The sequence below is a fragment of the Bacillus sp. FSL M7-0791 genome (assembly GCF_038627085.1).
GTDB lineage: Bacteria > Bacillota > Bacilli > Bacillales > Bacillaceae > Bacillus > Bacillus safensis.
The window spans coordinates 1,310,555-1,324,030 of sequence record NZ_CP152022.1 but is presented as its reverse complement, the minus strand read 5'-3'; the positions used below and the strand labels follow the sequence as shown (position 1 = coordinate 1,324,030).

Here is a 13,476-nt window from a genome sequence, read left to right as displayed (position 1 = left end):
AAACGAATTTTGTCGAAAGATTTTTTTCTGCATAAAAAAGATACTCAGCCCCCGAGTATCTAATAGAATGTTAAACCAATATTAATTCTCAAACCTTACTCTGTCATACAATGTGATCAATTGCTTATACGTATTGTCGTCGACATTTTTTGTTCCACATTCTATATCATTGATCTCACTGCTTAGTAATTCGACAGCATATTCCTGATTCAGCAATACGTTTAATAATAGCTTTTTCTCTTCTTCATTAAAACGATTTTCGATGACGCTCATTCAACATCAGGCCCCCTGTTTCATATATGCTTTTATATTGATTAGCAGGCTTTTGAATGTCTGCTTCCTCTCTATACAGCTAGAATAAGGAACTAGAATCGAATCGTCAACCGCACGTTTCGACAAGGTTTGGAGAAAAATGACGGAATTTATTTTGTGTATCGATTGGCATAGCAAAATGCTGCATATGAGTCGGGTTTTATTTTTGCTTCAATTCCCATAGCTGTGATCATTCCGGTCATTTCCTGAATCAGCTCTTTCGTACTTCCTTTTTTGCCAATATCCAGATGGGCTTCAAAACGAAGGTCTGCCCCTTCCTCAGCAAACGGAAGAAGCAAATCCATCAGTTCTGTTAAAGGCCCCTCAAGGATGTCTGCACATACCTTTTGGCTAAACGCTGTCTCTAATGAAATTTTTTCTCTAAGACTTTGCACAGGCCTCTTGATCACTTGTTGTGTGAGACAGCCCCATGCTCCTTTGCCAATCCGGTGGAGATGAATTGCAGTCATAAATGTTGTGACATTTTGATTGACCTGAGAGTCCGTACCAATTGATAACACATAGGCGGATCTAGGGTCTTTTCGTATAAAGTCTTTCATTCTCATGACGACATCAGAAAACGCTAAATAGTCTTCAGAAAGATTGTAGAAAAAAGAATCACTCACAGAAAGGAACTCCTTTTTAATGGTCTCTTATCCGAAAAATGCGCTGATTGATCATCTTCCATTTGTACATATCATCTATGATGATCCATGTATGCTGCCGCAATAAACGAAGGAATCCTCAGAAAAAACATTTCATACAATTCAGCTTAGGATTGTAGAAGCTCAAAAATCTCAATCGAAATCATATCAATGTTGTCAAATGGGAAAGTATTTGGCTTATCCCCTTGTTGAAAAACAGTCAATTCAAACGTTTGATTCTTTTCGAAATACTTAACACTACAGATTTTCTCACCGTTCACTTCGAAATAACGCTGTGCCGGCTCGTTTGCAGCTTCTGCTGTCTCTTGAAGACTTTGCAGCCTTGTAATGATACCCATTAATTGTGACATTCTAAAAAAAGACTCCTTTCAAAAAAACAACTCAAGATGAACCCGTATTGATTATACACAAGTCCTACAAAGCATCATACCATAAAGTGTTCTCAGATGATATTTTTCCTCTTGAATTCAAAAAAAGAAAAAGAATCTGTTTTTTTAGTTTGAGTCTTTTTTCTCATCTCATACACCATGATTTTATAAACCAGCAGATCTCATCAGCCGTTTCGCAATTTCATCAAAATCCTCTTTTGAAATGCCTGGAGCAAACTCTTCCGGTAATTCTCTATAATCTGGCACAGGTGCACCTTGCGGGGTGCCCTCAATGACTGTCAGCGGCTTTCCATCAATCGGATGGCTCCCTTTCCAAATTTTATTAATATCCTTGTAATCCGTATCACTAAATGTATAGAGCTTTGTATGAACATTCTGATCTTCAAATTTTCTCGCTGAGTCAAAGTATTTGTTGTCGAGGTTTGGGATTGGCAGCATCTTCCCCACATCTACTCCTGTAGCAACTTCAAGTGCCTTTGCATATGCCACAATATGCACGCCGCCCCTGACAAGTAAATAACCGATCATCTCTCTTGCTGTAGGATGGTCCGTCATTTCATATACGCGCATTTTGTGCGTACGTGCTCCGCATTCAAGAAAGAAATTATGGAGAAGATCAAGAATGAGGTTGCCACTTGAGAACACATTCTCTCCGGTCCAAGGTTTTGCCATTGAATCAAACGGATAGCCTGTTTGGGCTGTTTGAATAAAATGCTGTGTATTTCGCTTATCGACAGCTGCCTTCATCGGCGTCGTATCTGGGTCTCCGCCATGGGTGGTTCCTGTAATCATGAGATTGATGGCTGTGGTTACAAGCTCAACATGACCGAATTCTTCAGCCGTAATACTGGATACGAGGTCATAAAACGGTTTAAGTTTTCGTTTTCCTCTAAAGTTAAAGGATTGAAACATGTAATTATTTAATGTGGACATTTCACCGAATTTTCCGCCGAGTAATTCTTGCACAGCAGCGGCACCATTTGCATCTGGGTGATCTGGCCTTGGCAAATCAATGAGCAGCCGCGTGTCACGTTTGATCATGATGTTTCCCTCCTACCGTCTAACTATCATCACTTAAGATGTATGGAAGGTTTGGGCTGTCCTATGCATGAAGGGAAAGATTGAAGCACAAAAAAAACTTGGCGGGGGTAGCGCCAAGTTTTTTGGATCTTGATCTGATAGAGGGGTTGGGGAACAGAGAGTAGCTTCTCTCTATAACTAAATGATAATGATTATCAGTTTCATTGTCAACCATTTTTTATTTCTTTTTTCTATCAAAAAAAGCAGCCTTCAAGGCTGCCTTTTGTTTACATTTCAGTGTGATAGAAAACTTTTGAAGACTAGGAAGGACGAGTACCGGAGCGGAGCGAATTATACATTCGTGAGCACTGGCACATAGGACTGACAACGAATGAGAGGGTTTGCCTTCACGCCGCATCTTCAAATTAATCCATCTTGCTCATATAAATAAGCATACGGAAGGTCTATAAACAAATACATATCTCCCTCTAAAGGATAAGAAAACGTACGTATCCTCTCACCGGTTTCTAAATCACTGTAAATATCGCTGAAAAATCCTTTTCCGCTAATTCTCATTTGAAGAATATTTGCTAGGAAATAAGGACGCCAGCTCCAGTTTTTTTCGATATACTCCGGCTGAAACAGCCATTCTTCTTCTTTTTTGAACACATTTCCAGTGATTTGAAAGCCTTCTTCATTACACATATAAATTCGGAAGCTGCAATCTGTTAGTTCGAGTGCCAGCTTTTGAATGAGCTCATCATTTGTGCTGCACGATTTCTTTAAAGTCGTAACAGCTTGATGAATTCGTTTATAGAATGTTTCAGAATGTTCGTAGACCGCTTGCAGCTTCTTTTTCTCATGAGCAATAAATTGCTGGAATTCTTCTCTAAGCTGATCTTTTCGGTGGCTTCGGTCGATTAATTCTCCTGCAGGCTCATGAAGATAGAACCCTTGAAAATATCTCCCGCCATTTCTCCAAGCATACTGCAGCTGGAAATTTGCTTCAATATCCTCATAAATTAAGGCTGCTCCTATTTTTCTTGCAAGCAATGAAATGCTGTACAAGACATATTCATAGGAAGGAGATGGAGCCGATGCCTTTAATGCCTGTAAATCTATTTTTAATAAATCAGGTGAAAGCAAGGCAATCCGGTCCAGATTACTGCTTTCTTTTCCTATATTTGAGACGGCGATTTTAATCCCATATGTACGATAATACGTTAACGTATGGTATAGCTGTTCAATGTCGCCGCTAAACGTATGCTCTGCAAACTCAATAACAAACCGGTTAAGCTGAATGCCCCGTGCTTCATATTCCTTTAAAAGTTCTAAAAAGCTTTCTCCATGATCCAGCATGAGGATATTGGCATCATGATTAATAAAAATGAGCAAATCGTCATCTGCAGTTGTGAAGAGATCAAGTGCTTGAGTCAATACTTTGTGATCTACTTCCAATTTATATTCGTCAGGAATAGATGAATCCGTAAAGAAGGAGCCTAGGCTGACCGTTTCTGACTCAAGCTTCATTCTTCCTAGAATCTCATAGCCTATCACTTTTTGCTCTTCCGCACTGAATATTGCTTGATAGTGCGGGAAAACATCTTCAATATTCGTTAAAATATCCAATGGATCGACCATTTTCATCACCTGCTTCTCTCTTTGTGTGATTATACCACATCAAAAGCAGGTCTTACATCGTCAATCAAAATGGTGATTGGTTGAGCCATTGTCCCCCATCCATCGTGATACAATCTCCATTTATATAAGACGCATGCTCAGACAATAAAAAGCTCGCAAGCGCTGCAATTTCCTCAGGTGTGCCCAGTCTGCCAAGAGGAACACTATCTAATGTTCTTTGCGCTGCCTCTTCAGATTCCCATAGTTTATCTGCTCCGCCTGTTCTCTCAATTGGACCTGGTGCGATCGCATTGACGCGAATTCGATATTGCTTCCCCCATTCCACAGCAAGCGTTCGAGTGAGAGACAACACACCGGCCTTTGCTGCCGCCGAATGCGCCACGCCTACACCAGCACCCCATGCATAGGTGGCCACCATGTTAATCATACTTCCCCTTTTCTTTTGACGAATCCAGTAATTCCCCACTGCATGGCTGCAAAAAAATGTACCATTTAACACAATATCAATGACAGCCTTCCAGCCGTTAGGAGACAGTTTTTCTGCTGGCACTAAAAAATTTCCTGCTGCGTTGTTAATGAGGGCATCGACATCACCAAATGTATCCACTGCAAACTTGACCATTTGGTCAGCATCCTCTGGGTTTCGTACATCCATTTGGAAATAAGCGACCGATCCGCCCTTCTGCTTCATTTCTTTTGCCGTTTTTTCCAGCGTCTCTTCCGTTCTACCAGTAATCACGACATTCCAGCCTTCAGCTGCCAAATGAGCAGCCATCGCCTTCCCCATACCGCTTGATCCCCCTGTGACAATCACTGTTTGTTTCGTCATTTGTTCTCCCCCTCTGTGTCATTTGAATGACTATTCATTCATTATTGTCTATCATATCATGATTGACCCTCGGTGCACCATATGGGAGATTATCCAAATATGATGCTATACTTAATTTTATTTATAAAGGAGGCTTATATGAAGCAGCTTTCCCGCAGACAATTTTTAAAAGGAGCAGCTGGTGCGAGTATTCTCGGTTTTTTGGCTACAAGTTGTGGATATGGATATGCCAGGTACATTGAGCCGCGCATGATCGATACCGTGTCACTGACCATTCAAGATGCTCAGCTTCCAGCTTCATTTGACCAGTTTAAAATAGCCCAATTTAGTGACGTTCATTTGAGTGATACATTCGCTGCGAAGAATCTAGAAGCCATCGTCCAGAAAATCAATGCTGCATCTCCAGATCTCATTGTGTTCACAGGTGATCTCGTTGATTTTCAAGCATCCTCTGAAGAGCATGAAAAAGCGAAGGCTTATTTGAATAAGCTTCATGCTCCGTTCGGTAAGCTTGCCATCTACGGAAATCATGACTACGGACCATTTGGCGTGGAGCTTTATGAGAAAACAATGGAGGCTTGTGGATTTACTTTATGTAAAAATGATGTGTTTCTATTAGAAAAAGATCATGCGCATATTCAGATTGCTTCACTGGATGATCTCATGATGAGCCTGCCTGATTACGATTTGATCAAACGGGAAGTATCAACTGATTTATTTACATTACTGCTCGTCCATGAGCCTGATGCCGCATTAGAGCTGAAAACCACACCTATTAACTTGCAGCTTTCCGGGCATACGCATGGCGGTCAAGTGCAGCTGCCTTTCTATGGACCGATTCTCACAGCACCTTACGGCCGTACATATGTAGAAGGTTTATACGGCAGTGATCAGCACCGCATCTATGTCAACCGTGGACTTGGAACAACGCGGCTGCCGCTTCGGTTTTTAGCCAAACCCGAGTTAACCTTTTTTACCTTGACATCTCGCGTATAAATAGAAGCCAAACCGCCCTCTCCTGCATATGTATAATCAAAGATCTTTCTCATGACAAATGTTAGGAGAAACCTTACGGGGCCTGATTCCGTCCATATAGTATGTCAAGCGACGGCATCACGGCTTCTTTTATTTGAGTAAAAGGAGTGTGCTTTGGTGCTTCGATACACGGTGAAAAGCGGGGAAACCCTTGCTTCTATAGCACTTGATTTTCGAACAACAACAGATGCCTTAAAGGCTGCAAATCCGTCACTTCAAGCTCGCGAGCCCGAACAAAATGAGGTCATCATTATTCCTGGTTTGCCGGATCCTAATACGATCCCTTACCGCATCTTTGTTTCGATTTCAACGAAACGTCTTGTTTTGTTTTCTGGATCACAGCTTATTCGTTCGTATCCGATTGCAACAGGGAAAATTTTAAATATGACACCGACAGGTTCTTATTATATTGTCAACAGACAGCCAAACCCAGGAGGTCCCTTTGGCGCTTATTGGCTGAGCCTCTCAAAAATTCATTACGGCATTCACGGTACGAATAACCCGTCTTCAATTGGTAAAGCTGTTTCTAGAGGATGCATTCGCATGTATAATCAGAATGTCATCGAGCTTGCTTCACTCGTTCCAAACGGAACACCTGTGACCATTAGCCAGTAGATGAAATCAATTGTACGAATGGTTAAAATTTTATATGATATAAAGTGGGATCTTCAGGTTAAGGAGCGTATTTATGGATATTTTTAAAAACAGAAATTTTGTTCGTCTCTTTTTTGCGGCACTTGCTTCGCAAATGGGGACAACAGTAGGCAATATGGCGTTTGCCTTTTATTTGCTCGACCATTTTAGTCATCAGCCCGCATACGCCACATTGGCTGAGCTTATGTATTCTCTTCCTACTGTCTTTGTCTTTTTTATGGTCGGTGTGGTCGCAGACCGGTTTGATCGTAAAAAAGTCGCAGAGAATTGTGATTGGATACGAGCTGGGCTGACGATTGTATTATTCATCGTGATTTATTTTAATTCACTGCCACTTATTTTCTTGATCTTGTTTATTCGAAGTGCCATTACGAAATTCTTCTATCCAGCTGAAGCTTCTCTCGTTCAGGCCATTTTAAATAAAGATCAATATGCAAAAGCCGCTGGCTTAAATCAAATGCTGTTTAGTTTATTTATGGTATTTGGCGTTGGACTCGGTGCCATTATGTATAAAACGATTGGTCTTCACGGTGCCATTACAATTGATTTAGTCAGCTTTATTATTTCAGGCATCCTGATTCGTTCATGTAACATTCCAATCGAAGCGCGTCAGCCAAATGGACAAGCTGGCTGGAGAGGCATGACCATTAAAACGTCTCTGAAAGATTTTAAAGAAGGCATACTGTATATTTTAAAAAATAAATTATTGGCTTCTTTAATTTTTGGCTTTTTTGTTTTCGGTCTAGTCAATGGCGCATTTGCCGTTCTTCCGATGTTTACAATGAAATATGGACTTTCACCAGACCATTTTGAGCTGCATACATCTTTCTTTACAATTGCGATCGGTGCAGGATTGCTCGTTGGAAGCTTAATGGGCTCTGTCCTCGCTAAGAAGGTAAAGATGCAATATCTCATGTCGATTCCAATTCTGGTCGCAGGTATTTTGATTTTTGTCCTTGGTTCTACCCATACATTATGGTTGTTTTATGTCACATCATTTGTCATTGGTACATGCATTGGCCCAGTCAACATTGTCATTGGCGGCTGGCTGCCTAGAATCGTCCACCCTCGCCTGATGGGCCGTGTGTCAGGATGGGTTGATCCGCTTACTATGTTTGCTCAATCAATGACATTAGGTCTGATTGCTGTATTATTTCCAAAACTCATCACAAATGTTTCTTATATTTATTACGGTATGGGCTTTATTATTTTACTCGTCTTCCTTTTTTACTTCATTACACTGCCAAAGTTCAGCAGAGAAGCTGCCGACTTAGACGTGCAGCGTGAACTAAAGGGTCAGGGAGTTCAATAAGTAAATAGCAAAAAGGACTTTCTTTTCAGGAAAGTCCTTTTTACATGGCTGAAACATCCTTCATGTCATTTCCTCTGCCCATAGAATCTGTTTGAAGCCATAAATAAATCACATTTACCTCGCTTTACTCCCCCCCTCCACATTTAGCACCTCTCGTTTTGTTTTGTTGATCCATTTTTTCTTGTTTTTCACAATAAAATTCCTTTACATCATTAAACGTTTTATAGTAGGATAGTCAGGTTGGAGGTGAAGGAAATGCTAAAAAGTTACTATTTTATTCATACAAAGAATGAACAGGGACAGTTTGTTGTACATACAGAAGATTGTGCATTTTTAGGTGATGCTGCAAGCCGTACATTGATTGGCATGCATATGAATGGGGAAAGCGCCATGGGCGAAGCCAAACAAATGACAAATGAAACGGACTTTAATGGTTGTTTTTATTGCGCTTATTCTATTCATACAAAATAATTCATCTGCTTACATCATATAAAAAAATATCATTTGAGAAACTACCCATTTTAATAAATAGGTAGTTATCATGAACTAATAGTTCACTTTATTTATATTTCATTCAGTCAATTCTTATGATCATTCCTTCTATTGTTCAACACCCATCCCTCTCATTTTTTCGGCTGATACAATGCCAAGAATAAAATCATATAGACAATACAAGCTGTCCCTATCCATTGGAAAAGTCCGAATGGCTCTTTTAACCAGAAAACTGTCGTAACGACTGCTGCAAGGGGCTCAACACTTCCAATTAAGCTCGACTCTTTTGGTGATAAGTATTGCAAACTTTCTATGTAAAACCAAAAAGCGATCATCGTTCCAAATATGACCACAAATAATAAATAGACATACGCTTCAAAAGGTAAATGAGTGAGATTAACCTTCCAAGGAGGATGGATCAAGCTAAGGGCGCCTCCTCCTATCAGCATCGCCCAGCCGACAACCACTAGAGAATCGAATTGTTTTAACAGGCTGATTGGATATAACGTATAAAACGAGAGCGCCACAGCCGATAATATTCCCCACATCACTGCCGCAAATGGAACGGTTAATGTTGAAATAGAACCATTCGTCAATAAGAAAAACATGCCTGCTAAAGCCAATACCACTGTGACCAGATCTCTTCTAGTGAAGGTTGATTGCCTGCGAATGACCAAATACACGATAATCATAACAGGGGCTGTATACTGCAGCAGCGTTGCCACAGCAGCATTTCCATGTTGAATGGATGCCATATAAGTATATTGAACAGCCAGCATCCCCATTAGTCCAAATAGAAGGATTTGCATCGCTGTCCTCTTCTTTTGCCACACACCCATCAGATGTGTTTTTTCTTTTGTCATCACATGAACAAATAAAAGCAATCCCCCTGAGATGAGCAGCCGGACCGTCACAAGCCAATTGACATCAATCCCATATTGCTGAAACAATTTTTGTGAAATCGTTCCTCCTACACCCCAGCAGATGGCGCCTATGAGTACAAGTAAAATGCCCTTTCTCCTATTCATTTTCATTCTCCTCAATTCTTAACAAATCATGATAATATAGTTGATAGTAGTTCACTTTGTTACATATTGATATATTAATTGAACATAAAAATAAAAGAATATTGAGGAGAATTATGCACAACCATCATTTTCTGATTGACTACAACCTGAAAGAATTAACGGAGCATTCCACGACAGCATGGCCTATTGCTCTTTATCATACGAAGATTCGCCATCATAGAAGCGGCTATATTCCTCTTCACTGGCATGACGAGTTTCAATTTGTCTTTATTTTAGAGGGTGAGGCTGAATTTCATATCAATGAAGAGACATTATATGTAAAGCAAGGAGATGGCATTTTCATCAATAGTGGCTGCCTGCACATGGCAAAAGATGCGAATGGGACGGCATGTACTTATGTTTGTTTAAATGTCTCTCCCTACTTCATCACAGCGAATGAATTATTCACCACTTTTGTCCATCCTTATATGCATGCGAGCCAGACAGCTTATATTTTACTCAACCAAAAAGATCACTGGCCTAAACATATTTATCAATGTATTCAAACCATTCAACAATTAATTGATGAAACTCCAGTCTATTATGAACTTGAACTCAATATTCAGCTCATCACCATTTGGAAAAGCTTATTACAAAATGGCTTCCAAATGAAACATGATGCGCGTAAACACGATAAAAACGAACGGATGAAACACATGCTGAATTGGATTCATCAGCATTATCATGAAAAGATCCTTCTCCAAGATATTGCTCGTGCAGGACAGCTTAGCCGGTCAGAATGCTGCAGATCCTTCAAAGACATTTTAAAGAAATCACCTATGCATTATGTAAATGAATATAGAATTCAGCAAAGCCTCATCCTGCTTCAAGAAACGGATCTCACTATCACAGAAATCGCTTACCAAGTAGGCTTCAACAGCACAAGCTATTTTATCAATTTGTTTAAAAGAATAAAAAATACGACACCTTTAGCATATAGAAAATTAAAACAGCTGGATCTTCTCCAGATAAAACAGGTAGAGGAAAACTGATGGCAGATAGCTTGTTTGCTAAAATGCAGAAGGTGTTTTAGACCTATCATGAATGGCAATTGTAAATACAAGCGATGAGAATCCCATCGCTTTTTACAATAACTCTATTTGCAATTTACTAATAAAAACGTATAATTTATACTAAGCACAGGAAGACGAAAGACAAAGGAGAGAAAAAATGGACGATTATGCTCATACTAAAGACATAGAACCTACAGCAGAAAACATCGCAAAAGCCATTTATACTGTTAACCGCCATGCTAAAACCGCACCAAACCCCAAGTTTCTTTATCTTTTGAAAAAACGCGCGCTGCAAAAACTATTGCAAGAAGGTAAAGGAAGAAAAGTGGGCCTACATTTCTCTAACAATCCCAAGTATAGTCAACAACAGTCCGACGTGCTGATTGAAATTGGAGATTATTATTTTCACCTGCCACCAACGAAAGAAGACTTCGAATTTTTGCCACACTTAGGAAATTTAAATCAATCATATCGCAATCCGAAAGCGAATATGTCATTAAACCGAGCAAAGCAAATACTTCAAACGTATGTCGGTTTAAAAGAAAAACCTGCCGCCACAAAACAAAAATCACATTACACAAAACCCGTCTTCAAACGTCTCGGGGAAAGTTATTTTTAAACAGAAAAAAACCACTCATACCGAGTGGTTTTTTCGTTTAGATAATAAAATGATCGACTTTTTCAATCAGCTGATGAATTTCTGGTTTACTGATTTGATCATCTGCCCCGATCGTTTCCCCTTTATGACGCAAATCTTCAGTGATTAACGAAGAGAAAATAAGAATCGGAATGGAATTTGTTAAAGGATTGTCCTTCAGCAGTTTTGTGAGCCGGTGGCCATCCATTTTAGGCATTTCAATATCCGTAATAATCATATCAATTTCTTCTGTGACACTGATTCCTTTGCTGACAAGGTCCATGACATGATCATATGCCTGTTTGCCATCTTCAAAGGTCACAATGTTTTTATAGCCTGCTTCGGTTAATTCATTTGTTAATAAACGCATGAGAAGCGGAGAATCTTCAACGACATACAGTTTCTTCCCTGTTCTTCTCTCGTCTTTCTCACCGTCAAACATATGATACGTATCAACACCAGAAGCGGATTCAATATCATAAATGATTTTTTCGTAATCTGGAAGGAAAATCATTTTTTCATCAAGCTTAATGATGCCCGTTAAATGACGGTCCATCCCTTGATTGAGTGCAGTCGGCTTCTCAATCTCTTCCCAGCTGACGCGGTGAATTTGTGATACCGTTCCTGTATGGAACACAAATTTCCGTTGGTTGAATTCAGTCACAATATATTTCTCTTGTTCTGACTGATCTGACTCGACATTAAAAAAGGAAAATAGATTGATGACTGGTAAAATCTCGCCTCGTAAACTAATCATCCCTTCTACATCTTGGTGAGAGTGCGGTACAACCGTCACCTCAACCGGCTGAATGATTTCTCTTACTTTCATGACGTTAATGCCGAATTGATTTGCACCAATTTCAAACTTCACAATTTCCAATTCATTGGTACCAGAGTCAAGTAAAATTTCTTGTTTGTTTAAAGCCACGGAAATCCCTCTATTCTTCAATATAAGATTGTACTTTTTATATCGGCAGCATAGGTAAAAAGTTGACGTTTCTTTACGCTTTCTCTCGAACGAATTGATGAATCACAAGTCCTATCGCTGCAAGGATGAGCAAAGACCCTAGTGCAAGGCGGCTTGCGAGATTTCCGTGCTCTGCAAACAGCAGGGTAACTGAGCCATAAATGATCGGCCCGATAATGGAAGATACCTTCCCTGAGAATGCAAAGAGGCCAAAAAACTGTCCTCGCTTTTCCTTCGGTGTCAGTTCAATAATCAAGATTCGTGATGCCCCCCAGCTTGCGCCAAGTGAAATCCCGAATAAACTGCCCGCTATCCAGAAGACCCATTCGGTTGCCGCTGTCACAGCCAGAATGAGCGCCACAATTAAAATGACATACACGACTGTAATCGATCGCTTTGCCCCTATCGCTTTTGTGATATATCCAAACAGAAAGGAGCCAATGATACTTGAAATGGTCGACACAAGATAGAGCAAAATAAATTGCCCAGCGGTAAAGCCAATGATGATTTTGGCATAAACAGCCATCATCGCAATCGCTGTTTGTAAAGCATCATTCATAAAAAAGAAAGCAATCATAAAGATAAAAGCTGGCTTGTACTTTTTCATCTCTTTAAACGTGTGAATAATCTCTTTATACCCGCTGAAAAAAGACGCCTTTTTCTCTCGCTGAGGCAGCGGATGAGGATCTTTTACAAAAAAGAGAAAGGGTAGAAAAAAGAGAAGGAATAAAAGAGCTGTCGGAATAAATGCTTCATGAAACTGGTCATTGCCGACAAGTAAATAAACAGAGAGACCGACAAGTGTTCCTAAATAACCAACGGCGATACCAAATCCTGAAATAAGCGGGATTTCTTCCTTTGTCCCAAGATCGGGCAAAATGGTGTCATAGAAAACCAGACTAGAATGATAAAAAAACTTTGCGATCACAAATAAGGTAACCACGACTAATAAAGAAACAGGCAGCCCAAACCATTCACTTGAGAAATCAATCCCAGCAAAAATCCCCATCATCAACGTACAAGCAATACATATGAACGTAAACACCGTAATGTAGCGTTTCTTTTTCCCTGTACGATCAATCAGCACTCCGTATAAAGGTGTAAAAATGACGAGAAAAAAGCTGGCTAGTGCGTTTGCATAAGAAATAAAGGTGCTGGCGATCTGGTCCATTCTCGCACTGTCTCCGATCGTTTCCTGCAAGTAAAATGGGAAGAAAATGGTGATCATATTTGATGAAAAGATCGTATTTGCAAAATCATACAACGCCCAGGCCAGCACAGGTGCTGTCAAAAACAGCCCAAAGCCTGCCCCTTTTTTCTGTGCGGTCTTTTTTCCTGTTCTCAATCGATTGTCTCCCTTCCCTGCCTCATTTTTCACTATCATTCTATTTTATGTGCTGTTTCCCTCTTCCATACAAGCGATCTATGAAAAAAAGCACCTCT

General features: G+C 40.0%; 15 protein-coding genes. 6 read left to right on the top strand and 9 right to left on the bottom strand.

Annotated elements, in window-relative coordinates; genetic code table 11:
- Nucleotides 1–81: 81 nt before the first annotated feature.
- The 6 genes from abbA to fadH form a co-directional block, all read right to left on the bottom strand.
- Nucleotides 82–273 carry an antirepressor AbbA gene (gene abbA, locus MHI08_RS06700; RefSeq protein WP_003210802.1) on the bottom strand — a complete coding sequence of 64 codons (192 nt, stop codon included), beginning with the start codon at nucleotides 271–273 and terminating at the stop codon, nucleotides 82–84.
- A gap of 149 nt (nucleotides 274–422) precedes the next feature.
- Nucleotides 423–938: a ribonuclease H-like YkuK family protein gene (locus MHI08_RS06695; RefSeq protein WP_048238789.1), complete on the bottom strand. Its 516-nt coding sequence runs from the start codon at nucleotides 936–938 to the stop codon at nucleotides 423–425.
- 146 nt (nucleotides 939–1,084) lie between these two features.
- The gene (locus tag MHI08_RS06690) at nucleotides 1,085–1,327 is read right to left on the bottom strand and encodes a DUF1797 family protein (RefSeq protein ID WP_003212254.1); all 243 of its coding nucleotides are present in this window, start codon (nucleotides 1,325–1,327) and stop codon (nucleotides 1,085–1,087) included.
- 183 nt (nucleotides 1,328–1,510) lie between these two features.
- Complete coding sequence (locus tag MHI08_RS06685) at nucleotides 1,511–2,407, bottom strand: manganese catalase family protein (RefSeq protein WP_024424718.1); 897 nt, start codon at nucleotides 2,405–2,407, stop codon at nucleotides 1,511–1,513.
- Nucleotides 2,408–2,806: 399 nt separating this feature from the next.
- Nucleotides 2,807–4,027: an EAL-associated domain-containing protein gene (locus MHI08_RS06680; RefSeq protein WP_024426863.1), complete on the bottom strand. Its 1,221-nt coding sequence runs from the start codon at nucleotides 4,025–4,027 to the stop codon at nucleotides 2,807–2,809.
- A gap of 64 nt (nucleotides 4,028–4,091) precedes the next feature.
- A complete protein-coding gene (gene fadH, locus MHI08_RS06675) occupies nucleotides 4,092–4,856 on the bottom strand; it encodes a 2,4-dienoyl-CoA reductase (protein WP_024426862.1) in 765 nt (254 codons plus the stop codon).
- A 138-nt stretch (nucleotides 4,857–4,994) separates the two neighbouring features.
- Between fadH and MHI08_RS06670 the strand changes: the two genes are divergently transcribed.
- The 4 genes from MHI08_RS06670 to MHI08_RS06655 all read left to right on the top strand — a co-directional run bounded on the left by MHI08_RS06670 (nucleotide 4,995) and on the right by MHI08_RS06655 (nucleotide 8,328).
- Nucleotides 4,995–5,852, top strand: coding sequence for a metallophosphoesterase (locus MHI08_RS06670; RefSeq protein ID WP_061109770.1), 858 nt, complete (start codon nucleotides 4,995–4,997; stop codon nucleotides 5,850–5,852).
- A 156-nt stretch (nucleotides 5,853–6,008) separates the two neighbouring features.
- Entirely contained in the window at nucleotides 6,009–6,506 is a 498-nt protein-coding gene (locus MHI08_RS06665) for a L,D-transpeptidase family protein (protein ID WP_034623332.1), read from the top strand.
- A 73-nt stretch (nucleotides 6,507–6,579) separates the two neighbouring features.
- Nucleotides 6,580–7,857: an MFS transporter gene (locus MHI08_RS06660; protein ID WP_024426859.1), complete on the top strand. Its 1,278-nt coding sequence runs from the start codon at nucleotides 6,580–6,582 to the stop codon at nucleotides 7,855–7,857.
- A gap of 255 nt (nucleotides 7,858–8,112) precedes the next feature.
- Complete coding sequence (locus MHI08_RS06655; protein ID WP_024424712.1) at nucleotides 8,113–8,328, top strand: hypothetical protein; 216 nt, start codon at nucleotides 8,113–8,115, stop codon at nucleotides 8,326–8,328.
- A gap of 152 nt (nucleotides 8,329–8,480) precedes the next feature.
- Here MHI08_RS06655 and MHI08_RS06650 read toward each other — a convergent pair whose 3' ends face one another.
- Complete coding sequence (locus MHI08_RS06650; protein ID WP_034623334.1) at nucleotides 8,481–9,377, bottom strand: EamA family transporter; 897 nt, start codon at nucleotides 9,375–9,377, stop codon at nucleotides 8,481–8,483.
- Nucleotides 9,378–9,490: 113 nt separating this feature from the next.
- Between MHI08_RS06650 and MHI08_RS06645 the strand changes: the two genes are divergently transcribed.
- Both MHI08_RS06645 and MHI08_RS06640 read left to right on the top strand, forming a co-directional pair.
- Complete coding sequence (locus MHI08_RS06645) at nucleotides 9,491–10,408, top strand: AraC family transcriptional regulator (protein ID WP_098676849.1); 918 nt, start codon at nucleotides 9,491–9,493, stop codon at nucleotides 10,406–10,408.
- A gap of 178 nt (nucleotides 10,409–10,586) precedes the next feature.
- On the top strand, nucleotides 10,587–11,048 hold the full coding sequence (locus MHI08_RS06640) for a YkyB family protein (RefSeq protein ID WP_008356877.1): 462 nt from the start codon (nucleotides 10,587–10,589) through the stop codon (nucleotides 11,046–11,048).
- A 37-nt stretch (nucleotides 11,049–11,085) separates the two neighbouring features.
- Here MHI08_RS06640 and MHI08_RS06635 read toward each other — a convergent pair whose 3' ends face one another.
- The gene (locus MHI08_RS06635; protein ID WP_024424709.1) at nucleotides 11,086–11,994 is read right to left on the bottom strand and encodes a chemotaxis protein; all 909 of its coding nucleotides are present in this window, start codon (nucleotides 11,992–11,994) and stop codon (nucleotides 11,086–11,088) included.
- 73 nt (nucleotides 11,995–12,067) lie between these two features.
- Entirely contained in the window at nucleotides 12,068–13,378 is a 1,311-nt protein-coding gene (locus tag MHI08_RS06630; RefSeq protein ID WP_024424708.1) for an MFS transporter, read from the bottom strand.
- Nucleotides 13,379–13,476 lie beyond the last annotated feature (98 nt).

What these genes read in the sequence shown, in the direction of transcription:
- abbA (WP_003210802.1), bottom strand. Translation starts at nt 273, where the DNA reads ATGAGCGTCATCGAAAATCGTTTTAATGAAGAAGAGAAAAAGCTATTA.
- MHI08_RS06690 (WP_003212254.1), bottom strand. Translation starts at nt 1,327, where the DNA reads ATGTCACAATTAATGGGTATCATTACAAGGCTGCAAAGTCTTCAAGAG.
- MHI08_RS06685 (WP_024424718.1), bottom strand. Translation starts at nt 2,407, where the DNA reads ATGATCAAACGTGACACGCGGCTGCTCATTGATTTGCCAAGGCCAGAT.
- MHI08_RS06680 (WP_024426863.1), bottom strand. Translation starts at nt 4,027, where the DNA reads ATGGTCGATCCATTGGATATTTTAACGAATATTGAAGATGTTTTCCCG.
- fadH (WP_024426862.1), bottom strand. Translation starts at nt 4,856, where the DNA reads ATGACGAAACAAACAGTGATTGTCACAGGGGGATCAAGCGGTATGGGG.
- MHI08_RS06670 (WP_061109770.1), top strand. Translation starts at nt 4,995, where the DNA reads ATGAAGCAGCTTTCCCGCAGACAATTTTTAAAAGGAGCAGCTGGTGCG.
- MHI08_RS06660 (WP_024426859.1), top strand. Translation starts at nt 6,580, where the DNA reads ATGGATATTTTTAAAAACAGAAATTTTGTTCGTCTCTTTTTTGCGGCA.
- MHI08_RS06655 (WP_024424712.1), top strand. Translation starts at nt 8,113, where the DNA reads ATGCTAAAAAGTTACTATTTTATTCATACAAAGAATGAACAGGGACAG.
- MHI08_RS06650 (WP_034623334.1), bottom strand. Translation starts at nt 9,377, where the DNA reads ATGAATAGGAGAAAGGGCATTTTACTTGTACTCATAGGCGCCATCTGC.
- MHI08_RS06645 (WP_098676849.1), top strand. Translation starts at nt 9,491, where the DNA reads ATGCACAACCATCATTTTCTGATTGACTACAACCTGAAAGAATTAACG.
- MHI08_RS06640 (WP_008356877.1), top strand. Translation starts at nt 10,587, where the DNA reads ATGGACGATTATGCTCATACTAAAGACATAGAACCTACAGCAGAAAAC.